25 protein-coding genes are annotated in these 25,023 nt (G+C 67.9%); 14 read left to right on the plus strand and 11 right to left on the minus strand.

Translation table 11 applies throughout. The features are described 5' to 3' along the window. Nucleotides 1-20: 20 nt before the first annotated feature. On the minus strand, nucleotides 21-3,050 hold the full coding sequence (locus FHR19_RS08480) for a TonB-dependent receptor (protein WP_184026943.1): 3,030 nt from the start codon (nucleotides 3,048-3,050) through the stop codon (nucleotides 21-23). Nucleotides 3,051-3,235: 185 nt separating this feature from the next. Continuing rightward, nucleotides 3,236-4,498, minus strand: a complete 1,263-nt coding sequence (locus FHR19_RS08485) for a NupC/NupG family nucleoside CNT transporter (RefSeq protein ID WP_184027665.1) — start codon at nucleotides 4,496-4,498, stop codon at nucleotides 3,236-3,238. Between the two features lie 147 nt (nucleotides 4,499-4,645). On the opposite strand from FHR19_RS08485, the gene FHR19_RS08490 reads away from it, so the two are divergent. From FHR19_RS08490 to FHR19_RS08500, 3 genes are read left to right on the plus strand one after another with little or no spacing between them, the layout of a single operon-like run. After that, complete coding sequence (locus FHR19_RS08490; RefSeq protein WP_184026944.1) at nucleotides 4,646-5,296, plus strand: queuosine precursor transporter; 651 nt, start codon at nucleotides 4,646-4,648, stop codon at nucleotides 5,294-5,296. Further along, on the plus strand, nucleotides 5,293-6,192 hold the full coding sequence (argB, locus tag FHR19_RS08495; RefSeq protein ID WP_184026946.1) for an acetylglutamate kinase: 900 nt from the start codon (nucleotides 5,293-5,295) through the stop codon (nucleotides 6,190-6,192). The genes FHR19_RS08490 and argB overlap by 4 nt, the downstream gene beginning before the upstream one ends. Continuing rightward, a complete protein-coding gene (locus FHR19_RS08500; protein WP_184026948.1) occupies nucleotides 6,189-6,890 on the plus strand; it encodes a hypothetical protein in 702 nt (233 codons plus the stop codon). Before argB ends, FHR19_RS08500 begins: the two co-directional genes overlap by 4 nt. Before the next feature lie 2 nt (nucleotides 6,891-6,892). On the opposite strand, the gene FHR19_RS08505 is transcribed toward FHR19_RS08500, so the two are convergent. From FHR19_RS08505 to pdxH, 3 genes are read right to left on the minus strand one after another with little or no spacing between them, the layout of a single operon-like run. Then, nucleotides 6,893-7,684: a PhzF family phenazine biosynthesis isomerase gene (locus FHR19_RS08505; RefSeq protein WP_184026950.1), complete on the minus strand. Its 792-nt coding sequence runs from the start codon at nucleotides 7,682-7,684 to the stop codon at nucleotides 6,893-6,895. After that, nucleotides 7,681-8,634, minus strand: a complete 954-nt coding sequence (locus tag FHR19_RS08510; RefSeq protein WP_184026952.1) for a cation diffusion facilitator family transporter — start codon at nucleotides 8,632-8,634, stop codon at nucleotides 7,681-7,683. The genes FHR19_RS08505 and FHR19_RS08510 overlap by 4 nt, the downstream gene beginning before the upstream one ends. Beyond that, nucleotides 8,631-9,212, minus strand: a complete 582-nt coding sequence (gene pdxH / locus FHR19_RS08515) for a pyridoxamine 5'-phosphate oxidase (RefSeq protein WP_184026954.1) — start codon at nucleotides 9,210-9,212, stop codon at nucleotides 8,631-8,633. The genes FHR19_RS08510 and pdxH overlap by 4 nt, the downstream gene beginning before the upstream one ends. 90 nt (nucleotides 9,213-9,302) lie before the next feature. Here pdxH and ku point away from each other — a divergent pair, with 90 nt between their 5' ends. The 3 genes from ku to FHR19_RS08530 all read left to right on the plus strand — a co-directional run bounded on the left by ku (nucleotide 9,303) and on the right by FHR19_RS08530 (nucleotide 13,208). Further along, nucleotides 9,303-10,199 (plus strand): non-homologous end joining protein Ku, encoded by an 897-nt coding sequence (ku, locus tag FHR19_RS08520; protein ID WP_184026957.1) that lies wholly within the window; start codon nucleotides 9,303-9,305, stop codon nucleotides 10,197-10,199. A gap of 127 nt (nucleotides 10,200-10,326) precedes the next feature. Continuing rightward, entirely contained in the window at nucleotides 10,327-12,732 is a 2,406-nt protein-coding gene (ligD, locus tag FHR19_RS08525) for a DNA ligase D (RefSeq protein WP_184026960.1), read from the plus strand. 11 nt (nucleotides 12,733-12,743) lie between these two features. After that, nucleotides 12,744-13,208 (plus strand): OsmC family protein, encoded by a 465-nt coding sequence (locus FHR19_RS08530; RefSeq protein WP_184026963.1) that lies wholly within the window; start codon nucleotides 12,744-12,746, stop codon nucleotides 13,206-13,208. Here the strand turns inward: FHR19_RS08530 and FHR19_RS08535 are convergent. Next, nucleotides 13,199-13,849 (minus strand): HAD hydrolase-like protein, encoded by a 651-nt coding sequence (locus FHR19_RS08535; RefSeq protein WP_184026966.1) that lies wholly within the window; start codon nucleotides 13,847-13,849, stop codon nucleotides 13,199-13,201. The genes FHR19_RS08530 and FHR19_RS08535 overlap by 10 nt on opposite strands. 411 nt (nucleotides 13,850-14,260) lie before the next feature. Here FHR19_RS08535 and FHR19_RS08540 point away from each other — a divergent pair, with 411 nt between their 5' ends. After that, the gene (locus FHR19_RS08540) at nucleotides 14,261-14,848 is read left to right on the plus strand and encodes an NAD(P)H-dependent oxidoreductase (RefSeq protein ID WP_184026968.1); all 588 of its coding nucleotides are present in this window, start codon (nucleotides 14,261-14,263) and stop codon (nucleotides 14,846-14,848) included. Between the two features lie 117 nt (nucleotides 14,849-14,965). Here the strand turns inward: FHR19_RS08540 and FHR19_RS08545 are convergent, their stop codons facing one another. Beyond that, entirely contained in the window at nucleotides 14,966-16,678 is a 1,713-nt protein-coding gene (locus FHR19_RS08545; RefSeq protein ID WP_184026970.1) for a gamma-glutamyltransferase family protein, read from the minus strand. Between the two features lie 157 nt (nucleotides 16,679-16,835). Between FHR19_RS08545 and FHR19_RS08550 the strand changes: the two genes are divergently transcribed. From FHR19_RS08550 to FHR19_RS17675, 7 genes are all read left to right on the plus strand, one after another. Next, on the plus strand, nucleotides 16,836-18,632 hold the full coding sequence (locus FHR19_RS08550) for an AMP-dependent synthetase/ligase (protein ID WP_184026972.1): 1,797 nt from the start codon (nucleotides 16,836-16,838) through the stop codon (nucleotides 18,630-18,632). Nucleotides 18,633-18,838: 206 nt separating this feature from the next. Next, nucleotides 18,839-19,183, plus strand: coding sequence for a hypothetical protein (locus FHR19_RS08555; protein ID WP_184026974.1), 345 nt, complete (start codon nucleotides 18,839-18,841; stop codon nucleotides 19,181-19,183). Nucleotides 19,184-19,262: 79 nt separating this feature from the next. Beyond that, a complete protein-coding gene (locus FHR19_RS08560; RefSeq protein ID WP_184026976.1) occupies nucleotides 19,263-19,688 on the plus strand; it encodes a VOC family protein in 426 nt (141 codons plus the stop codon). A gap of 4 nt (nucleotides 19,689-19,692) precedes the next feature. Continuing rightward, nucleotides 19,693-19,998 carry a polyhydroxyalkanoic acid system family protein gene (locus tag FHR19_RS08565; protein WP_184026978.1) on the plus strand — a complete coding sequence of 102 codons (306 nt, stop codon included), beginning with the start codon at nucleotides 19,693-19,695 and terminating at the stop codon, nucleotides 19,996-19,998. Between the two features lie 58 nt (nucleotides 19,999-20,056). Further along, on the plus strand, nucleotides 20,057-20,305 hold the full coding sequence (locus tag FHR19_RS08570; protein ID WP_184026980.1) for a hypothetical protein: 249 nt from the start codon (nucleotides 20,057-20,059) through the stop codon (nucleotides 20,303-20,305). A gap of 39 nt (nucleotides 20,306-20,344) precedes the next feature. After that, the gene (locus FHR19_RS08575; protein WP_184026982.1) at nucleotides 20,345-20,830 is read left to right on the plus strand and encodes a GAF domain-containing protein; all 486 of its coding nucleotides are present in this window, start codon (nucleotides 20,345-20,347) and stop codon (nucleotides 20,828-20,830) included. 133 nt (nucleotides 20,831-20,963) lie between these two features. Then, complete coding sequence (locus FHR19_RS17675; protein ID WP_246359410.1) at nucleotides 20,964-22,079, plus strand: RcnB family protein; 1,116 nt, start codon at nucleotides 20,964-20,966, stop codon at nucleotides 22,077-22,079. A gap of 164 nt (nucleotides 22,080-22,243) precedes the next feature. Here FHR19_RS17675 and FHR19_RS08585 read toward each other — a convergent pair whose 3' ends face one another. The 4 genes from FHR19_RS08585 to FHR19_RS17965 are packed head-to-tail and all read right to left on the minus strand — an operon-like array spanning nucleotide 22,244 to nucleotide 25,021. Continuing rightward, a complete protein-coding gene (locus FHR19_RS08585) occupies nucleotides 22,244-23,035 on the minus strand; it encodes a hydrolase 1, exosortase A system-associated (RefSeq protein WP_184026985.1) in 792 nt (263 codons plus the stop codon). Further along, nucleotides 23,023-23,691 (minus strand): alpha/beta hydrolase family protein, encoded by a 669-nt coding sequence (locus FHR19_RS08590; protein WP_184026988.1) that lies wholly within the window; start codon nucleotides 23,689-23,691, stop codon nucleotides 23,023-23,025. The genes FHR19_RS08585 and FHR19_RS08590 overlap by 13 nt, the downstream gene beginning before the upstream one ends. Before the next feature lie 35 nt (nucleotides 23,692-23,726). Then, entirely contained in the window at nucleotides 23,727-23,999 is a 273-nt protein-coding gene (locus FHR19_RS08595) for an acyl carrier protein (protein WP_184026990.1), read from the minus strand. Continuing rightward, the gene (locus tag FHR19_RS17965; RefSeq protein ID WP_184026992.1) at nucleotides 23,996-25,021 is read right to left on the minus strand and encodes a GNAT family N-acetyltransferase; all 1,026 of its coding nucleotides are present in this window, start codon (nucleotides 25,019-25,021) and stop codon (nucleotides 23,996-23,998) included. The genes FHR19_RS08595 and FHR19_RS17965 overlap by 4 nt, the downstream gene beginning before the upstream one ends. Between the last annotated feature and the right edge of the window lie 2 nt (nucleotides 25,022-25,023).

The raw sequence follows: 25,023 nt of genomic DNA on the forward strand, positions 1-25,023 counted from the left end.
CGCCTCCCCGTAACGACGCCTTAGAAGCCCACGCGCAACTGGATGCGGGCCGAACGCGGCGTCTGGTAGCCGAGCGGCGCACGATAGTTCGGGTTGGGCGAGCCGTTGCCCGCCTCGCCGAACTCGTCGAACTCGAGCGCCGACTTCGAATTGAAGACGTTGAACACGTCGAACCGGACCGAGGCATCGACCCCGTCGACGGGCACGCGAACCTGTGCGGTCAGGTTGATCTCCTTGCGCCAGTCGCTCTGGAAGGCGGTGCCGCGGTCGACCTGCTGGCCGTTACAGAAATTGCCCGCCGCGCCATAGAGCGCCGCGACCGGATCGACGGTATCGGGCACGACGCCGATGCAGCCGAACTTGCGCGGCGACTGGATGAAGGCGTTGGCACCGATCGTGAAGGCGTCGCTGATCGTGTAGCTGCCGAACAGCTTGAACGTGTGGCGACGATGCCCCGGCAGGAAGCCGTAGGAGCCGACGGTCAGGCCCGGGCTGTCGAAGTCCTGGGTCAAGCCGCTGTCGGTCTGGCCGATGTCGGACTTCACGCCGCCCTCGAGATTCCCCTTGAGGTTGGCCCAGGTGTACGAGCCCTGGAGCGACCAGACGCCGTCATATTCGCGCTCGAACTCGAACGTGACCGCGTCGTAGGTCCGCCGCGCCGCCGGATAGCCGAGCTGGTCGGCGGTCAGCGTCACGGTGCGTCGCTCGGTCTCGCCCGGTAGCGGCGTGTCGAGCAGGATCTGTGCATCCTCGCCCGGGTTGAGCAACACATATTGGTGGAAGCCGATCCAGATGTTCTCGCAGCCCGCGATCCCCTCTGCCGCGCACAGGTCGCGCACGGCGAGATCGATCGCGCTGTCCTCCAGCGAACGGTTGAGCTTGCGGTGGGTGTAGTTGATGCCCACGCGCCAGCGATCGCCCAATCGCTGCTCGGCGCCGATGATGTACTCGTCGAGGCTCTGTGGCTTTAGGTTCTGCGCGACCACCGTCGACGGATCGGCGGCAGTCCCGTCGGCGATCAGCGTGCAGTTGTTGCCCGTGCCGTCGGGGCAGGCGACGGCATTGTCGACGCCGTTCACCGGTGCGCCGAGGACCGGCACGCCGTCGTTGATGCCGTTCAGGATGAAATAGGAGCTATAGTCGAGCTCGGCACCCGCCAGGCGGATATTGGTATTGGTCGGGATCGGCAGGAAGTAGCGGCCGAAATTGGCGTAGAGCTTCGTCCGCTTGTCCCCGAACACGTCGAACGATACGCCGAGGCGCGGCCCCCACTGATCGCCCGATTCGTAGAAGGGCAGGCCGTCGGCGGTCCGGTTGAGGAAGCGGTCGTTACGGATGCCGAGCTGGAGGTTCACGCGGTCGTTGAACAGCGTCCAGTTGTCCTGGATGTAGAACGCCTCGTTCTTGGTCTTGAACACACCGCCATTCTCGAAATAGCGGCGCTGGGCATATTGCGTACCCGCGGCCAGGTTCGAGATGTCGTTCGCGCCAGTCGAAGTGAACAGTTCGTAAGAGCCGTCGCCGGTCGGCGTCGAAATCTGCGTCGAGGTCAGATTTTCCTGGTCATAACCGAACCGGATATGGTGGGAGCCGAGCAGGCTGAAATAAAGGTCGGCGTCGACGCGATAGAATTCGCGCTTATCCTCGTTCGTCGTCAACGACGAAACCGGATTGCTGCCCGCCAGGAAGATCGGCGTACCGCTGCGCGTGTCCTGGACGAACGGCCGCGTCGTGTCGGCCGGAATCGTCGTGTTCTGGTTCTTGTTGACGCCGTAAGCCGCCGACAGGGTGAACCAGTCGGTGAACGTGCCGGTATATCGACCGACATAGTTTTCACCGCCGGTGCGGTTACGCGACTCGTCGAGATATGCCCCGAACGTGTTGTCGTCGGGATTGTACTCGTAGAAGCGCGACGTCGTCGTCGACGTGCTGTTGAAATAGGTGAATTCGAGCCGCTGCCCGTCGAACGGCACGGCATCGACCTTGAAGGCGTAGAACGGGTCGTCCGTGCTCTGGAACGTGCCGGTGCCGCTGTTCGCGCTGCCGTCGAACGAGGTTACCTTGCGGTTGTTGTAGAGCGCGAAGAAGAACAGCTTGTCCTTGATGATCGGCCCCGACAGCGTGGCGACCATGTCGAGCCGCTCGGAGCGGTCGCCGTCATTGTCCGCTTCGTAGGTGTTCGGCGCATTCGAGCGGAGCGCATCCGGTTCCCAGTTGAACAGGACGCTGCCCGAAAACTCGTTGCCGCCCGACTTGGTGATGGCGTTGACGACGCCGCCCGTTGCGCGGCCGAACTCGGCCTGGAAGCCGCCGGTCTTGACCTCGATCGTCTGGTAGAAGTCGAACGGCACGTTCGACGGCGAGAAGCCCTGGCGGAATTCGGTGACGTTCAGGCCATTGATGTAATAGGCGTTCTCGCTGAAGGACGAGCCGCCGATCTGCGCCTGGTTGGCGAAACGGGTGTTCTGCGAGGACGATCCCTGCGTCGTGCCGGGGGCCAGCAGGATGACGTCGCGCAGCGAACGCTGGACCGGGACGCGGGTGGCCAGATCGCCGATGTCGATAACTGCGCCGGTCGTCGTTCGCTCGAAATCGGCGACCTTCACGCGGCCGGCGGTCACGACGATCTCGCCATCCTCGCCCGCTTCGGCGGTGGTGTTGCCGCGATTGCCGCCCGTGCCCGCAGGCGCCAGCGCGAACTGGTTGCCCGCCGCGTCGGTGGACAGGACCACGCTTTCATCGGTGAAGGTGTCGAACCCGTCGGCGGTGATGGTGAAGGTATAGGGGCCGGTCGGTACCTGCGGAATGCGATAGGCGCCCGACGCATTGGTCGTGGCGGTGCGCGAGAAGCCCTGCTCGTTCGAGCGGATCGTCACCGTCGCGCCGGCGACGGGTTTGCCGTCGGTCGAGATGATACGGCCCGAGGCGGTGACGTTCTGATAGTCCTGCGCATGGGCAGGGGCGGCGATGGCGGCGGCCGCGACGATCGCGGCGCCGGTCAGGGGAAGGGCGCTCCCGGAATGCAGCAACGCCCGCGCAATTCGGCTCATCGTTCGCATCTATGTTCCCTCTTTTCGGCTGGCCGCGCTCGTGGCGGCCTTGGCGACCGGATCGAAAAGTGCCCGGTTGAGAGAAGTTGCGTACCAAAGATGCGCTTGTAACTAGTTTTTTGACCCTTTGGGGTGATTAGCCGATTTGTGTCGCATTTATGTCACGAACGTTGCGGTGGGTTTCTTCAGGGAAGGATCAACCCCGCCAGCGCCGCCGACATGAGGTTGGCGAGGCTGCCGGCCAGCAGCGCACGCACGCCCAGCCGGGCGATCATCGGCCGCTGATTGGGCGCCAGGCTGCCGGTCGCGGCCATCTGGATCGCGATCGAGCTGAAATTGGCGAAACCGCAGAGGGCAAAGGTGATGATCGCATGCGTCCGCACGCTCAGCACGTCGTTCATCTTGCCCAGTTCGATGAAGGCGACGAATTCGTTGAGGACGAGCTTGGTCCCGAACAGGCCGCCGGCGCGCCCCGCCTCGTCCCAGGGAATGTTGAGGAGGAACATCACCGGCTGAAAGACGCTGCCGATCAGCATCTGGAAGCTCAGCTCTGGGTGTCCGAACCAGCCGCCGACGACGCCGAGCAGGCCGTTCGCCATCGCGACGAGCGCGACGAAGGCGAGCACCATCGCGCCGACCGCGACGGCGATCTTGACGCCGGTCTGCGCACCCATGGCGGCGGCCATGATGATGTTGGCGGCCCGCTCGTCCTCCGGATCGGGTTCGGCTACGGCGAGGACGGCGGCTTCCTCGACGCCCTCGGCCTGGAGCACGGGCTCGGGCGCGACGTCGGGCATGATGATCTTGGCCATCAGGATGCCACCCGGCGCGGCCATGAAGCTGGCGGCGAGCAGATAGGGCAGCGATTGCGGCCCCAGGAACGAGGCGTACGCGGCGAGGATCGTGCCTGCGACGCCCGCCATGCCGACCGACATCACCGCGAAGAGCTGGCTGGGGGTGAGGCTGGCGAGATAGGGGCGGATGACCAGCGGCGACTCGGACTGGCCGACGAAGATGTTGGCCGCCGCGCACAGCGACTCGACCTTGCTGATGCCAATCACCTTCTCGATCGCGCCGCCGACCCAGCGGATCACGAACTGCATGATGCGAAGGTGGTAGAGCACCGAGACGAGGCTGGCGAAGAAGATGATGACCGGAAGCGCCGAGATGGCGAAGCTCTGCCCCCCCATGGTCGGGCTGGCGAGCGGGCCGAAGATGAAGTCGGTGCCCGCCTTGGCATAGCCCAGCAATGCGGTGACGCCGGTCGCCATCGTCCGGATCGCCGCCTGGCCCGCGGGGACGTAGAGGACGAGAAAGGCGATGCCCGCCTGAAGCGCGAACGCCGATCCGACCACGCGCAGCCGGATGGCGCGGCGATTGGTCGACAGCGCAAAGGCGAAGCCGAGGATGACGGCGATACCGGCAAGGCCGATCAGGAAACGGGTCAGCAAGATGATGGGCTTTCCATGGCAGGCCGATCGCGGCCCGGACGCATGGCCGTGCGAGGTGGCACAGCATGGGCTTCGTTTCCAGTGCCTATGTGCGGGGTGGGGCTGGGCCTTTCCCCCGCGGGCGCCTTCCGCTAACCGCCGCCGATGGACTCCGCCACGCCCGCGCCGATCTCCCGCTCGCTCTTCGCGCTCGCCATCTTCTATGGCGGCATGGTCTGCATCGCCGGCGTGCTCGGCAACAAGCAGGTTGCGCTGGGGCCGCTCGCCGTGGAGGCGGGGATCTTCGCCTTCCTGCTGCTGGTCGTCGTGTCGTCGTCCGTCGCCGAGCTGCACGGGCGCGCGGTCGCCAACCGGCTGGTGCTGATCGGCTTCGTGCCGCTGCTCGTGTCGATGGCGTTGTCGTGGATCGTCGTGCAGCTCCCCTCGGCACCCAGCATGGAGCCCGCGCGGATCGAGGCGTTCACGCTGATGATGAGCAGCACGTGGCGCATCTGGGCGGGCGGCATCGCCGCATACGGCCTGTCGCAGATCCTGAACGTCACGATTTTCGACGCGCTGAAGCGGCAGGGGGGCAAGCTCCTGTGGCTGCGCGCGGGGATTTCGAGCGTGCTGAGCCAGGTGCTCGACACTTTCATCTTCGTCACCGTGGCGTTCTACGGCGTGTTCCCGGTTGGCCAGCTGATCGTCGGACAGATGATCGCCAAGGTGACGCTGTCGATCGTCCTCGTGCCCGCATTGATCTATGTCTTCGTCGGGCTGGGCCGAAAGCTCGACGGCAAGGAGGCGCTGGCATGACCGACTATCGCCCGCCCGCCGCGCTCCTCGCCAAGGCGGAGACGCTGACCGAGGCGCTGCCCTACCTCCAGCGTTATGCCGGGAAGACGTTCGTCATCAAGTACGGCGGCCATGCGATGGGCGACGCCGAACTCGCGCGCGACTTCGCCGAGGATGTGGTCTTGCTGAAGGCGGTGGGCATCAACCCCGTCGTCGTCCATGGTGGCGGGCCGCAGATCGGCGCGATGCTCAAGCGCCTCGGCGTCGAGTCCCAGTTCGTCGGCGGCCTGCGCGTCACCGATGCCGCCACCGCCGAAGTCGCGGAGATGGTGCTGGCGGGCAAGATCAACAAGGAAATCGTCGCCTGGATCGACGCGGCCGGCGGTCGCGCGATCGGCATTTCGGGCAAGGACGCCCGCCTCGTCGTCGCCGAGAAGGTGCAGCGGACCGAACCCGACCGCAATTCGGGGATCGAGCGGCACGTGGACCTTGGCTTCGTCGGCGATCCGGTCGCGGTCGATCCCTCGATCCTGACGATGCTGGCGAGCCAGAACGTCATCCCCGTCGTGGCGCCCGTGGCGCTGGGGGTGGACGGCCACACGTACAACATCAACGCAGATACGATGGCTGGCGCGATCGCGGGCGCGCTTGGTGCGGCGCGGTTCTTCTTGCTGACCGACGTGGCGGGCGTGCTCGACAAGTCGGGCGAGCTCCAGAGCGACCTCGATCCCGCCCGCATCGCCGAGCTGACCGCCGACGGCACAATCTCCGGCGGGATGATCCCCAAGGTCGAGACGTGCGTCGCAGCGGTCGAGGCGGGGGTGGACGCCGCCGTCATCCTCGACGGCCGCGTGCCGCACGCGATGCTGCTGGAGATCTTCACCCGGCAGGGCGTGGGTACGCTGGTGCGGCGGTGAGCGACGGGGCGCTGGCAGCGGCGCCCGAAGCGGCGCTTCGACGCCTGACCGAAAACGAAAAGGTCTGCCTGCGCCGGCGGCTGGTCCCGCAGACGGCGAAGGAAATGGCGCTCGACCTCGGCATCTCGCCCCACGCGGTCGAAAAGCGGCTCAAGATGGCGCGGACCAAGCTGGGCGTCTCGTCGTCGCTGGCAGCGGCACGGCTGCTCGCGGAGTCGGAGGGGTACCAGCCGCTGGTACCCCATCCTTCGGAGCTCGTCGGCGCAGGATCGTCTGCCGATGGTAGCGACGGCGCAGCGGACCGTCCGGTGCGCCGCCCGCTTGCCAGAGGAATGATGATGATCGCTGCGTTCGCACTGCTTGCCATGCTTGCCCAGGACATGCCGTCGACTGCCCCCACCATGCGCAAGGTCGACATGAACGAGGCGGCGACGTTCCTTCGCGACGCGTTTCGCGCCGAAGACACCGATCGCTCGGGCGATCTCGATCCGCGCGAATTGTCGGCGCTCGAGCCAAGAGATGCGGCGCGCGACGCGACGTTGCCCCCGGCGCCGCCGGCGGGACAGGCTGATCCGGCCGCTGAACGGAAATGGCTCGCCAAGATGGACCGTAACGACGACGGCCGGGTCGGCGAGGCCGAGTATGTAGACTATATGCTGCCCTGGATCTTGTGGCAGGGCATCCCGACGCCGCGTTAGGGCTAGAGGCGGAACACCCCCTCGATCACCGTCACGCACTGCCCGCGCAGGATCACGCGGTCGCCGGCCAGCTCGCAATCGACCTGCCCGCCGCGTGCGCTCGCCTGGAACGCGGTGAAGCGGGGGCGGCCGAGGCGTGCCGCCCAATAGGGGGTGAGGACCGAGTGGGCGGAGCCCGTCACCGGGTCCTCGTCGATCCCCGCGGCGGGGGCGAAGACGCGGCTGACCACATCGGTGTCGGTGCCGGGCGCGGTGACGATGTTGAGCGTGTCGCCGATCGCGGCGAGCGCGCGATAGTCGGGGGTGAGCGCCCGGACCGCCGCTTCGTCCGCCAGCACGACAAGATCGTAGCCATTCGGATGGTGCAGCACCTCACCCTGCGTCGTGCCCAGCGCATCGAGCAGGCCGGGCACGTCGGCCGCTAAGGGTGGGTAGGCGGGGAGCGCCATTGCGTAGCCTTCGCCCTCGCGCGCCACCTCGAGGATACCTGCGCGACGGGTGCGGAACGTCACGCGCTTGGCCCCGTCACGGGTCAACAGGTGATGCCCGCTCGCCAGCGTCGCATGACCGCACAACGCGACCTCGACCGCGGGGGTGAACCAGCGCAATTCGTAATCCGCCGCGCCGCTCGCATCGCGAATAACGAACGCGGTCTCGGCGAGGTTGTTCTCCGCCGCGATCGCTTGCAGCACCGCGTCATCGAGCCAAGTGTCGAGCGGCATCACCGCCGCCGGATTGCCTGCGAACGCGCGGTCGGCGAAGGCGTCGATCTGGGCGAAGGGGATCGTCGTCACAGGCGCTTCCTGAACCAATGGGGGGTCACGTCCTCCTCCACCAGCGGGTCGTCGGTATCGCTATGCCCCTCGGGATCGAGGTGGATGAGGACCTCGACCTTCGGGAAGGCCTTGTGGAGCGCCATTTCGACCGCCTCGACCACGTCGTGTGCCTCGGCCACGGTGATGTCGCGGTCGACGTTCATGTGGAACTGCGCGAAGTCGCGGGTGCCCGATCGGCGGGTGCGAAAGTCGTGGATGCCGCGCACGTCGGGGTTGGCGACGGCGACCGCGATGTAGCGCTGGCGGTCGTCCTCGGGCCATTCCTTGTCCATCAGCTGGTCGATCGCCTGAGCCGACGCCTTGAACGCGCCGAAGCCCAGCCAGCCGGCGATGGCGATGCCGAACAGCGGATCGACGCCCGGCAGCCCGACATAGCGGTCGAGCACCAGCGCGGCGATCACCGACAGGTTGAGCAGCACGTCGCCCTGATAATGAAGGCTGTCGGCCTGCACCGCGACCGATCCTGTCGCGGCGATGATCCGCTTCTGATAGGCGACGAGCATGATCGTCGCGACGATCGCCGCGCCCGAGACGGCGATGCCAAGCTCGACATCGGCGACTGGCGCCGGATCGCCGAGCGCACTCACCCCGCGCCAGCCGATCGCCAGCGCCGAGGCGGTGACGAGCGCCACCTGGAACAGCGCCGCCAGCGCCTCCGCCTTGCCATGGCCGAAGCGGTGGTCGTGATCGGCGGGCGTCGCCGCCAGCCGCACGCCATAGAGCGTGACGAGCGAGGCGAGCAGGTCGAGGCCCGAGTCCGCAAGGCTGCCGAGCAACGCGACCGAACTGGTCGTGAGCGCTGCATAGCCCTTGAGGCAGATGAGGAAGATCGCCGTCGCGACACTCGCCAGCGCCGCGCGCGCGGCGACGTTATTAAGGAGGATGCGGCGCTTTTCGGTTTCGGTCACGGGAAAAGCGTGCCTTCGGTCCAGCCGTCATCGGTGCGGGTGAAGACGCGCCGTTCGTGCAAACGATGCGCACGGTCCTGCCAGAATTCGATGACGCGCGGGGTGACGCGATAGCCGCCCCAGTGCGGCGGGCGGGGCACGTCGCCGCCCTCGAACCGCGCCTTCATCGCCTCGAACCGCGCCTCGAACGTCTCGCGCGCGTCGAGGGCGCGCGACTGGTCGCTGGCCCAGGCACCGAGCTGCGAATCGCGGCTGCGCGTCGCGAAATAGGCGTCGCTTTCGGCATCGGTGGCGAGGCCGACGGTGCCCTCGATGCGGATCTGGCGGCGCAGCGACTTCCAGTGGAAAAGGAGAGCGACGTCGCGGTTCTCGGCCAGCTCGCTCGCCTTGCGGCTCTCGCGGTTGGTGTAGAAGACGAAGCCGTCGGGGCCGTGCCCCTTGAGCAGCACCATGCGTACCGACGGACGCCCCTCGGCATCGGCGGTGGCGAGCGCCATCGCGTTCGAATCGTTGATTTCCTGTTCGCGTGCCTCGGCAAACCAGGTGTCGAACAGGGTGAAAGGGTCTTGGCCGGCCATGCCCGCGACATAAGCGTGGGGGCGTTGACTGTCGAGGAACGAGTCCCCGCCTCATGCTTTGAATCGGCTCCGCAACAAAGGGGAATGGCGATGGCCGCGCGCGCCTATTGGCAGGGACAGATCCGGTTGGCGCTGGTGTCGATCCCGGTCGAGATCTATTCGGCGACGAGGAGCGGCGCGAGCGTCAGCTTCCGGCAGATCCACGAACCCACCGGCAAGCCCATCCATTACGAAAAGGCCGTCACTGGCGTCGGCCCCGTCGATGCCGAGGACATCATGAAGGGATACGAGTTCGAGAAGGGCAGCTACGTGCTGCTCGACTCCGAAGAGATCGAGGCGGTGAAGCTCGAATCGAAGAAGACGCTGGAGCTCACCCAGTTCGTCGATGCCGACGAGATCGACGTGCTCTATTACGAAAAGCCCTATTTCGTCGTCCCTGCCGACGATCTGGCCGAGGAGGCGTTCATCGTGCTGCGCGAGGCGCTGCGCCGCACGAAGAAGGTGGGGCTGGGGCAGCTCGCCATGCGCGGGCGCGAATATGTCGTGAGCCTAAAGCCCTGCGGCCGCGGCATGGTCCTGGAAACGCTGCGCTACGCCGACGAAGTGCACAAGGCGCAGGGCTATTTCCGCGACATTCCCGACGACGAGCCTGACGCCGACCTGCTCGACCTGGCCGAAACGCTGATCGGCAAGAAGGCGGGGAAGTTCGATCCAAAGGTGTTCCACGACCGCTATGTCGATGCGTTGAAGGGTCTGATCGAGCGCAAGAAGAAGGCGAAGGGCGGCGGCCGGATCATCGAGGATGATGGCAGCGCTGCCGAGCGGCGCGGGTCGAACGTCGTCGACCTAATGGCGGCGCTGAAGAAGAGCCTAGAGAAGCCGGGCGAGGGGGCGGCGAAGAAGCCCGAGACGAAGAAGGCGCCGGCGAAGAAGGCCGCGACCAAGGCGACGCCCGCAAGGAAGCCGGCGGCGAGGAAGCGGGCGTGACTTCCGTCCGTCACCCCGGACTTGTTCCGTGGTTCACAGTGCCGCCAAGAAAGCCGACCGCGGCGCTTGCGGGTCAGTGGACCCCGGAACGAGTCCGGGGTGAGGGTGAGGGTGACGGGAGGGCTTAGTGGCCAAGCGCTCCGACCTCCTAGCGACCTACAACGCCAAGCGCGACTTCACGCGCACTGCCGAACCCGCGGGCACGCTCGCGCCCGGGCACGGCAACGCCTTCGTTGTCCAGAAGCACGACGCGACCCGCCTCCACTGGGACTTCCGCCTCGAAATCGACGGCGTGCTGAAAAGCTGGGCGGTGACGCGGGGTCCTAGCCTCGACCCCGGCGAGAAGCGGCTGGCGGTGCGGACCGAGGATCACCCGCTCGACTATGCCGGGTTCGAGGGGACGATCCCCGCCAAGGAATATGGCGGCGGCACCGTGATGCTGTGGGACCGCGGTACCTGGGCGCCGATCGAGGGCAAGTCGGCGAAGGACCTCGACAAGGGCCATCTCCACTTTGTTCTCGACGGCGAGCGGATGAAGGGGGAGTGGCTGCTGATCCGGCTGAAACCGCGGGGCAAGGAGACGCGCGAGAACTGGCTGCTGCGTAAGATCGACGATGCGCATGCGGGCGGGGCCGACACGCTGGTCGAAGCCGCGCTGACCAGCATCGACACCGGCCGGACGATGGACGAGATCGCCGAGGGCAAGCGACCGGCGCGCAAGGCCGCCCGGCCGCGAAAGGGCACCCGGCCGAAGGCGCAGGACGTTCAACTGGCGACGCTGGTCGACGCGGTGCCGGCGGGCAATGGCTGGCTGCACGAGGTCAAATATGACGGCTATCGCGCGCTGGTCGCGGTGGGCGGCGGCGCGGCGCGGGTGTTCACGCGCTCCGGCCTCGACTGGACGGACAGGTTCCCCGGCATCGCCGAGGCGGCTGCGGCGATCCAAGGCCCCGCGCTGATCGACGGCGAGATCGTCGCGATGAAGGACGGTAAGCCCGATTTCTCGACGCTTCAGGACGCGATTTCGAACGGCGGCGAGATGGTGCTCTTCGCCTTCGACCTGCTGGCGGCGGGCGAGGATCTGCGACCCCTCCCGCTGGTCGAGCGCAAGCAGCGGCTCGCCGCGCTGCTGCCACCCGGCGAGCTTGGCCTCCAGTTCGCCGAGCATGTCGTGGGGAGCGGCGAGAAGCTGTTCGACGCGATGTGCGCCGAGGGGCTGGAGGGCATCGTCTCCAAGCGGATCGACGCCCCTTATCGCGCGGGCCGGACGAAGGCGTGGCTCAAGGTCAAATGCACGCACCGGCAGGAGTTCGTGATTATCGGCTGGCTGCCGTCGAGCGCGAAGGGGCGGGGGCTGCGCTCGCTGCTGCTCGGGCTCAACGAGGACGGCAAGCTGCGCTATGCGGGCAAGGTCGGCACGGGGTTCGACGCCGATACGCAAGCGACGCTGGTGAACAGGCTGGAGAAGCTGGCCCGCAAGACCGCGCCGGTCGAGGTGCCCCGCGCCGCGGCCAAGGGCGCGATGTGGGTGCGGCCGACGCTGGTGGCGGAAGTCGCGTTTGCCGAGTTCACCGCCGAAAACGTCGTCCGGCACGCCAGCTTCATTGGCCTGCGCGGCGATAAGCCGGCAAAGGCTGTGGTCGCCGAAACGCCTACCGCCCCGCCGCCGGCCTCCACCGTGAAGATCAGCAGCCGCGAGCGCGTGGTGTTTCCGGGCGACGGCATTACCAAGGGCGAGCTGGCCGATTATTACGGGGCGATGGCAGGCGTCATGCTGCCCTGGCTGGGCCGGCGCCCGATCAGCCTGGTCCGCTGTCCGCAGGGGCGGGCGAAGCAATGCTTTTTCCAGAAGCACGATGCCGGCAGTTTCGGCGAGCAGGTGCACCACGTCGACATCCGCGAGAAGGACGGCGGCACCGAACCCTATCTCTATGTCGAGGATGCTGCAGGGATGCTCGCCTGCGTCCAGATGGGGACGATCGAGTTTCACGGCTGGGGCGCGCGGGTCGAGGATGTGGAGAAGCCCGACCGCCTCGTCTTCGACCTCGATCCCGACGAGGGGCTGGACTTCGACGACGTGAAACGCGCGGCCGAGCAGATCAAGACCGTCCTTGCCGACATGGGGCTGACCAGTTTTCCGATGCTGTCGGGGGGCAAGGGCGTGCACGTGATCGTGCCGCTGACTCCGCACGCCGAGTGGCCCGCGGTCAAGTCGTTCGCCGACCGCTTCGCCCGCGCGCTCGCCGCCGACGACCCCGACCGCTTCGTCGCGACCGCGACCAAGGCGAAGCGCAAGGGCCGCATCTTCATCGACTGGCTGCGCAATCAGCGGGGGGCGACAGCGGTGCTCCCCTACGTGGTGCGTGCGCGACCCGGCGCGCCCGTGGCGGCGCCGGTCGCGTGGAGCGAGTTCAAGCGCCTCGACACCGCCGGGCGATGGACGCTGAGGGATACCGACGAATTGATCGAGCGGGCCGAAAGCCGCTTGCTGAAGGGGTGGGGGATCGCGGATCAGGTGCTGCCCGAAATCTGAGGGGAGCAGGGTTGGCGAAGCGGCACGATTTCACGGCGGCAATCGAATGGACCGGCAACCGGGGGGCGGGCACCAGCGGCTATCGCGCCTATGACCGCACGTGGCGCGTGACCACGCCCGGCAAGCCCGTCATCCATTGCTCCAACGACCCCGCGCTCGGCGGCGATCCGGGGCTGCACAATCCCGAGGATATGCTGCTGTCGGCGCTGTCGGCGTGCCACATGCTGTGGTTCCTGCACCTGGCCAGCGATGCGGGGATCACCGTCACCGGCTATCGCGACGAACCGCTGGGGATCGGCGAGAGCGAGGCGTCGGGGGCGGGCCGCTTCGTCGCCGCGGTGCTGCGGCCGACGATCACGCTGGCCGATCCGGGCGATGCGGACCGCGCCGACCGGCTCCATGGCGAGATTCACAAGGTCTGCTTTATCGCGCGGTCGGTCACCTTCCCGGTGAGCGTCGAGGCGACCTACGCGTGACCGAGCAGCAGCCGGACCACCGCATCGGGGCTTTCGAAGCCGAAATCCGGGCTGACCGCCGCCAGCGCCTCGCGGTGCGCATAGCCCCAATGAACCGCGCCCGATCGGATGCCGCAACGCTGCGCCGCCTCGATATCGCGGGTCTCGTCGCCGATCGCGAGTGCCTGCGCGGCGCTGACGCCGGCCGCCTTCAGCACCCGGCGGAACCGCGGCGCCTTGCCGTAGAGCGAGGAGGCGCATTCCCAGATCGTGAACCGCCGGGCATTGTCGGGGCCGAGGATGCGGCGCGCGTTGATCTCCGCATTCGAGCTCACCAGCGCCAGCTGCACCCCCGCCGCCTCCAGCCGTTCGAGCATGTCGGTCACGCCGTCGAACAGATGAACCTCGTGCGTGTGCAGCGCAAAGAGCGTGCGGACGTAGCGGGCGATGAAGGGCAGCTTCCATGCGGGAATGCGCAGGTGGCGGATGACGTCGCGCGTCGGCAGACCGCGCAAGGCCTCGACCTCCCCCGCCTCGACCGTGCGGAAGCGGTATCGCTGGGCAAGGTGATCGACGATGCCGAGAAACCAGTGCCCGCTATCGGACAGCGTCCCGTCGAAGTCGAAGATGACGAGGCGGATCGGGGGCGGGGGCGGCGGCACGGGCGGGATGATTGGCCGAGGGGCGGCGCGCTGGCAAGCCGCCCGGCACAGGCCGGAAACTCAAGCTTCGTAAAATCGAAGCGTGATTACAAGACTTGTTCTGCGGCCCCGCATGACTCATGTATCGGGGGTGGCAGATGCCACACTCGTTCTTCAACCAGCGAAAGGAGGTGATCCGATGTCTCATGGTTCAGCAGTGAGGTCGGTTCAGTTCGTTCGGGAGACGCGCCGCTAAGGCTTGTCGGCCCGCCGGCGGGGAATATTCCTTCCCAATCAACGCCGGCGCTGACGCCAAGCCGCGCGGCCCGCATGGTCTCCCGCGTCGGAACATCCGGCCGCTGACCATGTCGGAGGCTGCCGGGCCCTTGGGAAAGGGTCCGGCAGCCTCTTTCATTTTTGGAGAATGTGAGCGTGGCGAAGCTGCTGGTTTTCTATGGATCCTACCGGCGGGACCGGATGGGCATCCGGCTGGCCGACTATCTGGTGGCGGGGTTCGCCGCGCGCGGGCACGATGTCGAACTGATCGACGCGCAAGCTGCCGGGCTGCCGATGCTCGACCGGATGTACAAGGAATATGCAAAGGGCGAGGCGCCCGCGGCGATGCAGGCGCTGGCGGACAAGATCGTCGCCGCCGACGGCTTCGTGTTCGTCACCGGCGAATACAACTGGGGCGTGCAGCCCGGCCTCAAGAACCTGACCGACCATTTCCTCGAGGAATGGTATTGGCGGCCCGCGGCGATCGCCAGCTATTCGGCCGGAAGGCTGGGCGGTGCGCGTGCGGCGACAGCGTGGCACGGGATGCTGTCGGAAATGGGGATGGTCGTCACGTCGAGCACGATCGGCGTCGGGCAGATCGGCGCGGCGCTTGACGAAGGGGCGCAGCCACTGGGCGAAGGCGGTGCGGCGCTGACGAGGAGCTTCCCGCGGTTCGCCGCCGACCTCGAATGGTGGGTCGAGGCGGCGATGGCGCAGCGGGCGAAGGTCGCGCCGCCTTATTGAGGGGGTAGAAGAAGGAAGAAGCGAGATCCCGGATCAAGTGCGGGATGACGGTTTCGGTGGGTTGCCACCTTTCCAAATATCGTCACCCCGGCCTCCGAGCCGGGGTCCCGCTTCTTCTTACTTTCCGGAAGCCTCGATCAGCACCCGCCCCTCGCGCCGGGGATCGTAGCCGCCGTCGATCCGGCCGTCGCGCACCAGCACCGCGTGGACGCCCGAATCCTCGCCCTGGCCGGGCTTCAGCGTCATGCCCCGGGCCGCCAGACCCCCGACCACGCCGGGCGCGAACTTGCCGACCTCGCCGCTGATCGATTGTCCGCGCGCGACGAGGTTGGGGAGCGCCAGCGCCTGCTGCATCGGGAGCTTCCACCACACCGACGCGATCAGCGACTTGCCGACATAGGGCAGGATCGCATTGCCCCCCGCCGACCCGATCGCGCCGGCGAAGCGGCCCTGCGCGTCGAGCAGGATCATCGGTGTCATCGACGATCGCGGCCGCTTGCCTGCTGCGACCGCATTGGCGGCGGGAGCGCCGTCCGGTTCGATCGGTGAGAAGCTGAAATCGGTGAGCTGGTTGTTGAGGAAGAAGCCGTCGACCATCCGCCCGGTGCCGAAGATCGATTCGACTGTCGTCGTCATCGACACGACGTTGCCCGCCGCGTCGCCGACGATGAAGTGGGTGGTGCCCGCCGGTTCCTTCGTCGCGTCGGCACCGCGCGCGGGCGCGCCGGGAGGGCTGCCGAAGGTCGGATTGCCCGCCCGCTCGCCGATCAGCTTCGCGCGCGCGTCGAGATAGGCAGGATCGAGCAGGCCCTTGACCGGCACGCGCACGAACGCCGGATCGCCGACATAGCGATCGCGGTCGGCGAACATCACTCGGCTCGCCTCGGCAAATGCGAACCACGCCTGCGGGTCGGTCGGCCCGCGCGCGGCGATGTCGGTGCGTTCGAGGAGCTTGAGCAGCATCAGCATGCCCACGCCCGACGAGGGCGGCGGCGGGACGCAGGCGCGGTAGCCGGCCCAGGCGTCGCACAAGGCCTCGCGCTCGACCGGCCGGTAGGCGGCGAGGTCGGCGAGCGTCATCGTCCCCTCCAGCGGGGCGGCGCGCGTCTTCTGCACGATCCGCGCGGCGGTTTGGCCCTTGTAGAGCGCGTCGGGGCCTTGCGCGGCGAGGCGGGTGAGAAAGTCGGCGTAGAGCGGATTGGTCAGCCGGTCGCCGGGACCGACGAGGCCGCCGCCGGGCTTGGTGAAATAGGCGCGGGCGTCGGGCGACTGGAGCTGTGGGAAGCTGCCGCCGAGGAACCTGCCGAGGCGGGGGGAGACGGTGAACCCCTCGCGCGCGGTCCGCTCGGCATCGCCGAACAGCGCGGCCCAGGGCAGCCGGCCATGCTGACGGTGGGCAAGGGCGAGCATCGCGACCGCGCCCGGCACGCCCGTCGCGCGGCCCGACACGACCGCTTGGCCGAAGGGCAGGGGCCTGCCGTCGTTGCCGATGAACATCGACGGGGTGGCGCCGGCGGGCGCGACCTCCCGCCCGTCATAGACGCGCACCTTGCCGGCGGCGGCGTCGAGATAGGTCATGAACGCGCCGCCACCGATGCCCGAACTTTGCGGCTCAACCAGCGACAGCATCGCCTGCACCGCCACCGCCGCATCGACTGCGCTGCCGCCCTTGCGCAGCACCGCCATCCCCGCCTCCGCCGCCAGTGGGTTCGCGGCGACGACGAACATTTCGCGCGCGGCGGGAGCGGCCGTCTGCGCAGGGCTGGCCGCGCGCGGGGCGGGGGCACAGGCCGACAGCGTGGCGGCTGCAATTAAAGCGGCGATGCGCATCCAGGGGGCTCCAGAACCGTTGATCCCTGGCGATAGCCGAGCATAGGCGCCTGTCCAACCACCCGAGGGTTTGCCCCGGCGAACGATCGCACTAGAAGGCTGGGTCACGCCACAGCGCGCGACGATGATGCGCGTGCGGGCAGGAGAAGGACGACGAATGGCGCGCAAGCTCGAACATTTCCCCAATCTCGTCACGATGTTCTTCGTGCGCGCCAAGGAGCGCGGCGACCGCCCGTTCCTGTGGGCGAAGAGCAATGGGAAATGGGTGTCGACGAGCTGGGCCGAGGCGGCGCGCCAGGTCGCGGCGCTGGCGACCGCGCTGAAGAAGCTGGGGCTGGAGCGCGGCGACCGGGTGATGCTGGTGAGCGAGAACCGGCCGGAATGGTGCATCAGCGACCTTGCCATCATGGCGGCGGGCTGCGTCACGGTGCCGACCTACACCACCAATACCGAGCGCGATCACCAGCACATCATCGAGAATTCGGGCGCGCGCGCGATCATCGTATCGAACGCGCGGCTGGCCAAGACGCTGCTGCCGGCCGCGATCCGCACCGGCACGGCGCAGATCGTGATCGGCATCGACGAGCTGCGCGGCGGGCAGCAGGGCGCGCTCGAATATCACCAGTATCAGGCGCTGATCGCCGCACACCCGACCGAACCCGATACGATGGCGGCGCATGCGTTCTTCAAGCGCGAGGACCTTGCCTGCATCATCTACACCAGCGGCACCGGCGGTAGCCCGCGGGGGGTGATGCAGCACCACGGCGCGATCCTGCACAACGTCAATGGCTGCTGCACCGTCATCTCGGAGGATTTCGGGTGGGAGGACGAGGTGTTCCTGTCCTTCCTGCCGCTCAGCCACGCCTATGAGCATACCGGCGGGCAGCATTTCCCGATCGGGCTGGGCGCGGAGATCTATTACAGCGAGGGCCTCGACAAGCTGGCGTCCAACATCGAGGAGACGCGGCCGACGATCATGGTCGTCGTCCCCCGCCTGTTCGAGGTGCTGCGCCAGCGCATTTCCAAGACGATCGAAAAGCAGGGCAAGGTACCGAACTGGCTGCTCGACCGCGCGGTCGCGATCGAGGGCCGGCGCGCGGCGAGCGGGCGCACGGCGCTCCTCGACATGCCCGCCAGCCTTGCGGTCGCGCGGCTGCTGAAGCCCAAGATCGCCAAGCGGTTCGGCGGGCGGATGAAGGCGATGGTGTCGGGCGGCGCGCCGCTCAATCCGGAAGTCGGCAATTTCTTTCAGGCATTGGGCCTCACCTTTCTGCAAGGCTATGGCCAGACCGAAGCGGCGCCCGTCATCTCGTGCAACCGCCCCTCGGCGGGGCTCAAGATGGACACGGTCGGCCCGCCGCTGGCGAACACCGAGGTGCGGATCGCCGAGGATGGCGAGATCCTGGTTCGCGGCGAACTGGTCATGCACGGCTATTGGCGCAACGAGGCCGAGACGGCGCGGGTGCTCAAGGACGGGTGGCTGCACACCGGCGATATCGGCCTGATCGACGACAAGGGCCGGATCAAGATCACCGACCGCAAGAAGGACATTATCGTCAACGACAAGGGCGACAACGTCGCGCCGCAGAAGATTGAGGGTATGCTGACGCTCCAGTCGGAGATCGTGCAGGCGATGGTCTATGGCGACCGCAAGCCGTACATGGTCGCGGTGCTCGTCCCCGACCCTGAATGGACGCAGGAATTCTGCGCGAAGGGCGGGGCGAGCTGCGACTTCGCCGCGTTGTCGCGCAATCCCGACTATCGCGCGGCGCTGTCGGCGGCGGTCGAGCGAGTGAACAAGGACCTGTCGCAGATCGAGCGCGTCCGCCGCTTCATCATCGCCGACGCGCCCTTCGCGATCGAGAACGAGCAGCTCACACCGAGTCTCAAGATCCGCCGCCATGTGCTGAAGGCGGCGTATGGGGAGCGGCTGGACGCACTGTACAAGGGTTAGGTAGTCATCGGACGAACGGGGGCGCGGCACGGTTGATCGATCGGCCGCGCGCACATCTTGAGGTGAGGGTTCGCCGTAAGGGGTTGACAAAAAGCGGTTTCGTGCCTGCGCCCCAATCCCGGTCGCATCTAACCTGAACCCTCGATAAAGGAACGCCGTCCGCTCGCTTCCCGTTCTGCCCCTCGAACGAAAGAGGAGCCGAGACGATGTTCAAGCCGATCTTTACCGCCGCTGCCGCACTTGCCGCGATCACCACTGCCCCCGCCGCGTTTGCGGGCGACAAGTATGAGGGTGTGTTCGACGACAGCAACTCGCACTATCTCGATTACAAGACCGACCTGTCCGAGGCGCGTCGCGAACTGAAGAACGATTTGGAGGGCGCGAGCACGCCGGCCGACCGGGCGGAGGTCATTGCCGAGTTCGAGCGCGAGGTCGCCGATGCCGAGAGCGACTTCATCAAGGAAATGGCCGAGGACGGCGTGGTCCTGCGCCGCGGGACGGTAACGGTCGAGCCGGAGATCGCCGCGCTGGTCGCGGTCCCCCGTTACTGAGGTCCGCCAAGGGCGACAGGGCAGGAGAGGTCGCGCGCGCGGCCTCCCCTTTGCGCATCCGCTGTGGCATGGGCGGGGGATGACGAGCCTGCGCCCCTTCCACCTCGCCTTTCCCGTCCACGACCTCGCCGCCGCGCGCGCCTTTTACGGCGACGTGCTGGGCTGCCGGGAGGGGCGGTCGAGCGATCGGTGGATCGACTTCGACTTTCAGGGGCATCAGATCGTCGCGCATCTCGACCCGGCGGCGAGGCCCGCGGGCGTCACTAACCCCGTCGACGGTCACGACGTGCCCGTCCCGCATTTCGGAATCGTCCTGACGATGCCCGACTGGCAGGCGCTGGCGGCACGGGTGGAGGCGGCGGGCATTTCCTTCGGCATCGCGCCGCATATCCGCTTCGAGGGGCAGCCGGGCGAGCAGGCGACGATGTTCTTTCGCGACCCCAGCGGCAACGCGCTGGAGTTCAAGGCGTTTGCCGACGACGCGCAATTGTTTGCCACGGAGTAGGATGATGAGCGAACCCGTCACCGTCGAGGTCCCCCACAACCTCTCCAACGACGACCTGCACGGCCGCATCGACCGCGGCATCGGCAAGCTTGGCTCGATGATCCCCGGCGGCGAGGTGTGCGAGCATCACTGGGAGAACGACCGGCTAATGACCTTCACGCTCCAGGCGATGGGCCAGCGGGTGGGCGCGAAGATCGAACTGCTGGAGGGGCGGGTGCGCGCCGAACTCGCGCTGCCGCCGATGCTCGCGATGTTCGCCGGCAAGATCAAGGCGAAGCTGGCCGAGACCGCGCCGACGCTGTTGAAGTAACGCGCGGGGAACCGGTACGAAAGCGGACGGTTGTGCGATCATCGAGGGAGATGGTCACATGATCCGCACGCTTCGCCTGCTCATGATGGTCGCGATGCCGGGCGTCATTCTCGGCGTGCCCGCTGGCTATGCACTGGGGGCATTCGCGACGGGCGAGACGCTTTACAGCTACAATTCGGGCACGATGCTGCCGGAGGAGGGCGCGAACCTGCGCTCGGCCGACAATGCGGATGCGATCCAGCCGGCCGCGGTCGCATATGCGCAGCAGGACCGCTATGCCGACGCGGCGGCGCACTGGATTAACTGACGCTTTCGCATGGCATCGCCCGCGCCTATCTGGCGGGGCATGTACAGTTTCGACATCGCCGCCGGCAGCAAGGCCGAGCTTTACCGCGACCTTCACGCCGCGCTCGACGCGCTGACCGCGGGCGAGCCCGACGCGATCGCCAACATGGCCAATGCCGCCGCGCTGATCGGCCAGTATCTGCCCGATCTCAACTGGTCGGGCTTCTATCGCATGGTCGGCAGCGAGCTCGTGCTGGGACCGTTCCAGGGCAAGGCGGCGTGCATCCGCATTCCGCTGGGCAAGGGCGTGTGCGGGACGGCCGCCGAAACCCGTGAGACGCAGCTGGTCGAGGACGTGCACGCCTTTCCCGGCCATATCGCCTGCGACGCCGCCAGCCGTTCCGAACTCGTGGTGCCGATCGTCGTCGACGGGCGGCTGATCGGCGTGCTCGATCTGGACAGCCCCAAGCCCGCGCGCTTCGATGCGGAGGATGCAGAGGGGTGCGAGGCGCTGATGGCGCTGCTCGGCCCGCGGATCGCCGCCTGACCTGACCCGCAGCGGGACAGTTCGCGCCGCCCCCCGGATTCGCGACTCGTTTCGCGATGGGTTAAGAAACCATGAACCATCTGCGCCGTTCAGCGCAGGAACATGGCGACTTAACAGGGAGGCCGCGGGGCCGATGCGAACGATGCTGATCCTGGCGCTGGCGGCGACGACCGCCGCCACGCCGCTTTCGATGGCCGGGGCGCAGGTCGCCGTCCGCAGCGGGCATATGGGCGGCGGGATGCAGCGGCCGATGATGCGCCCCGGCGGCTGGCAGCATCGCCCGATGGTCCGTCCCGGCGGCAACTGGCAGCGGCCGGGCGGCCAGTGGGCCGGCGGCGGTCACTGGAATAACGGCAAGCGCTGGGGCTATCGCTTCAACAATCGCTGGGTCGGCGGCTGGCGCGCGCCGGGCGGATGGGGCGCGTATCGCCAGGCGTATCGCGGCTGGACGCTGCCGCAATACTGGATCGCGCCGAGCTTCTTCATCTCCGACTTCGGTGCCTATGGGCTTTCGGCGCCGCAGCCGGGCTATGGCTGGTATCGCTATTACGACGATGCGGTGATGATCGACAATTACGGGCGCGTCTATGACAGCGTGCGCGGGGTCGATTGGGATCGCGGCGGCGATGCCTATTACGATTATGACGACGATTACCGCCCCGACCTGTACGATCAGGGCTATTACGATCGCGATTATGCCGAACGCCGCCGCGACAACGGTGTCGGCGGTGCCGTGATCGGCGGTGCGGCGGGTGCGGTCGCGGGCGCGGCGATCGCCGGCCGCGGCAATCGCCTGCCCGGCGCGCTGATCGGCGGCGGGGTCGGCGCGGTTGCGGGCGCAGCCATCGACCGGGCCGAGGACGATCGCCGCGGTCCGCCGCCGCCTCCGCCAGGCTATGACGGCCGCGGCGCACCCTACGCCCCGCCGCGCGAGGTGGTGCAGGCGGTGCCGGGCGACGACGGCTATTACGACGACCGCGGCTATGACGAGCGCGAGGTGCGCACTGTGCGCCATCACGGCGGCGGCTACACCACCTATGCACCGGGCGGGACGACGGTGACGACCACCGGCGGCGGCTATGTCGCGGGCGGCTGGTATTATCCGCCGGCCCAGACGACGGTGGTGACGGTCAATTCGGTGCCGGTCACGACGACGACAGTGACGGAGGAATACGTCACCTATCGCGCGCCCGCGCGAAAGGTCGTGAAGCGCAAGTGGCACGCGGCGAAGCGCTGCTACTGCCGGTGAGGTGAGGGGGCGGCGGCACCGGCCGTTGGCGCTGCCGCCCCGCTTCGCGAAACAGCGTGCGCCAATGCCAGCTACGTCGCCCCAGCGAAGGCTGGGCCGCTGACCTTTTAGGCGCGCTATCCCTCAGCGATCCCAACCTTCGCTGGGACGACGGGTGTGGTGCGCTAGCCGTTCAGCGCCGCTAGCAATCGCGCTTGCAGCCACGCCTTGTCGTCCGAACGGTGAAAGCTGTGGCTGTCGGTATCGAGGATTTCAGGCTCGATCCGGTCGCGAAGGGCGGCGTAGGCCGGCGTCTGCCATGCCTCGGCAAAGGCGATGGCGGTATTGTCGCGTTTTGCGATCAGGATCGTCGCGCGCTTGTCCGCTAGACCCGCGGCGACGCGCGCGGCCAAGCCCTCGGGCGCTGCCGCTTCGCCGCCGCTGATCTTCGACAGGCCGCCGGCGAGCTTCCTCAGGTTCACGCCGCCTGTGAGCAACCGCGCCCACGCCCTTGGATCGCGCAGCCGCTCGGCATAGCGCGCACGGATCGCGCTGGCGGGGGGCAGCGCGTCGGCGGTCGGCTCGATCACCCAGGGGTTAGCCAGGACGAGTGCGTCGATCCCGCTTATGTCCTGAAGTGCAAGCGCGCTTGCCGCATCACAATTGCCGAACGCGACGATCCGGGTGAGGGCGGGGACCGCCGTTCGGAATGCGGCGACCGCAGCGGCGATGTCGGGGCCGCTTTCCTCGAAACCGCGGTTCACGCCCGTCGAATCGCCGATCCCGCGCCGGTCGAAGCGAAAGACGGGATGCCCCGCCGCGGCCAGCCGCTGCGCCATCAGCGCCATGCCGCGGTGCGCGCCGATGCGTAGCTCGTTGCCCCCCGACACGATCAGCAGACCGCGTGTCGACGGCGCGCGATCGAGCGTGCCGACCAGCGCGTCGCCCGCACAGGGAAAGGCGATCAGCTCGCGCACTGCTTCACCCAGTCGGCGAGGTCGGCGGCGAGCTCGCGCGCCATCGCGGGGTTGTTGTCGGGCTCGGCCCGGCGCCAGAGCGGGCGGGCGACGATCTTCCGATCGGCGGGCGCGGCGTCGGTGTCGAGGCGGAGCGTGCGCAGCCCCGGCCCGGCATAGGGCACCGCGCCCTGCAGGTCGGTCAGCATCGCGCGCGCGATCAGGTTGCCGGCGAGCTCGACCGGCGGGCCGTCGCCGGCAATCGCCTTTGCATCGAACGCCTCGCCCGATTCCTTCGCCGCCGCCTGTCGCGCGCGGACCATGTCGCGGACGAGCGCGGCCCCGGTGACGGGGGCGAAGTGCCAGCGCGACTGGCAATTGGCGCGCCCGTCGTAGAGCGTGCCGCCGCGCATTGCGGCGATGTGGACGCGCGCACCCTCGCGCGTCAGCTTTTCCTCCGCGGCGGCGAAGGCATCGCGCCAGTCGTCGAGCGCGGCATCCTCGGTCGGGCGCAGGCTCTCGCCCTGGCCCGGTATGTCGGGCAGCGCCGCGCCGATGCCGTGGTCGCCGAGCGCGCGAAGCAGCGTGACGAAGAAGGCGCGCAAGCGGTTGGCCTCCTCGAACGGCGGCATCGCGGCCAGCACGACCTCGCGCGACTGCGGCCCGAAGCGCAGCATCGGCTCGCGCCCGCCGCCCCAGGCATAGTCGTCGATCAGGACGAGACCTTGCCCACCGCGAAGCGGGTGAGCGAACCGAAGGTTTCCAGCGTATCGCCGTCGATGTCGTCGTCGTCGATGACGATGCCGAGCCGGTCTTCCAATTCGGTCAGCACGCCGGCGACCGCCATCGAGTCGAGTTCGGGCAGCGCGCCGAACAGCGGCGTCGTCGGATCGAAGCCCTCGACCTGTGCGTCGGACAGGCCGAGCACGTCGCGCAGGACCGCGCGGACGGTCGCCTCGATCTCACCATGCTGTTCGGAAATCATGCACTATCCCCAGATCGTTTTGCGCGCGCGTAGCGGCCCGCCGTGCCGCGGACAAGCGCCCCCATTGCACGCCGACCGATCATCGCGAGGCCGATCGGGTGGCGCGGGTTCGACGCCTCGATCCGCCAGAGCGGGTGGGGCGTGTCCATCCAGTCGGCCTTGTACGGCTGATCGCCGGTGCCGTAGTCGATGAGCGCGGGGCGGTCGTGCTCGATCACATGGCGGAACATCGCGTGGCTCAGGATCGAGCCCGGCGACAGCGCCTTCGCATCCTCGCGGTACGCCAGCTTGTGGATCGTCGCGCGGCCGTGCTCGACGGTCCAGAGCTGCGCGGCGAGCGGTTGCCCGCCCTTCGACGCGATGCCGAGGCGGAGCGTGCCCGCCGCACCCTCGTTTTCGGCCATCGCGCGCAGGAACGGCCATGAACCTTCCTCGCCTTTCCAGCTTGCGGCGTAGATTTCCTCATACGCGGTCCAGGCTTCCGGCGCGAACGCGCGGTGGATGGCGATGTCGAGCTTTGCCTTTTTGCCCTTGCGTTCGACGGTCGAGCGCAGCTTGCCGGGACGCGCGGCCCAGAAGGCGGCGAAGTCGGGGCCGGGGACGATGCGCCAGTTGACGCTCATCGGCGTGACCGACAAGCGCCAGCCCGCGGCGCGAAAGGCGCCCGCCAGCGCATCGGGCGCCTCGACCGGCGACAGTTCGACATGGCCGATACCCTTGAGCGCGCCGGAAAGGGCGGCGACCGGGGCCTCGCCCGTCGTCACAGCGTCGAAGGCGAGCGTGTACCAGCTTGCCAGCGCCTGTGCCCGCGCGCCGCGGCGGGAGAGGAACAGCCATGCCGTGCCCTTCGCATCCCGCGCGCGGGCCACCAGCGGCGTGCCGGGGGGCGGGCAATGCGCCGCGGTCCGCGCGAACCAGTCGAGGCGATCGTACAGGCGCGGCTGGCGGGCGCGGGTCAGCGCGTCGCCCGCATCGCGCGCGACTGCCTCCAGATTGGTGAAAAGAGCGCAGTCGGCGCGCACGC

Source organism: Sphingomonas yantingensis (assembly GCF_014199325.1).
Classification (GTDB): domain Bacteria; phylum Pseudomonadota; class Alphaproteobacteria; order Sphingomonadales; family Sphingomonadaceae; genus Sphingomonas; species Sphingomonas yantingensis.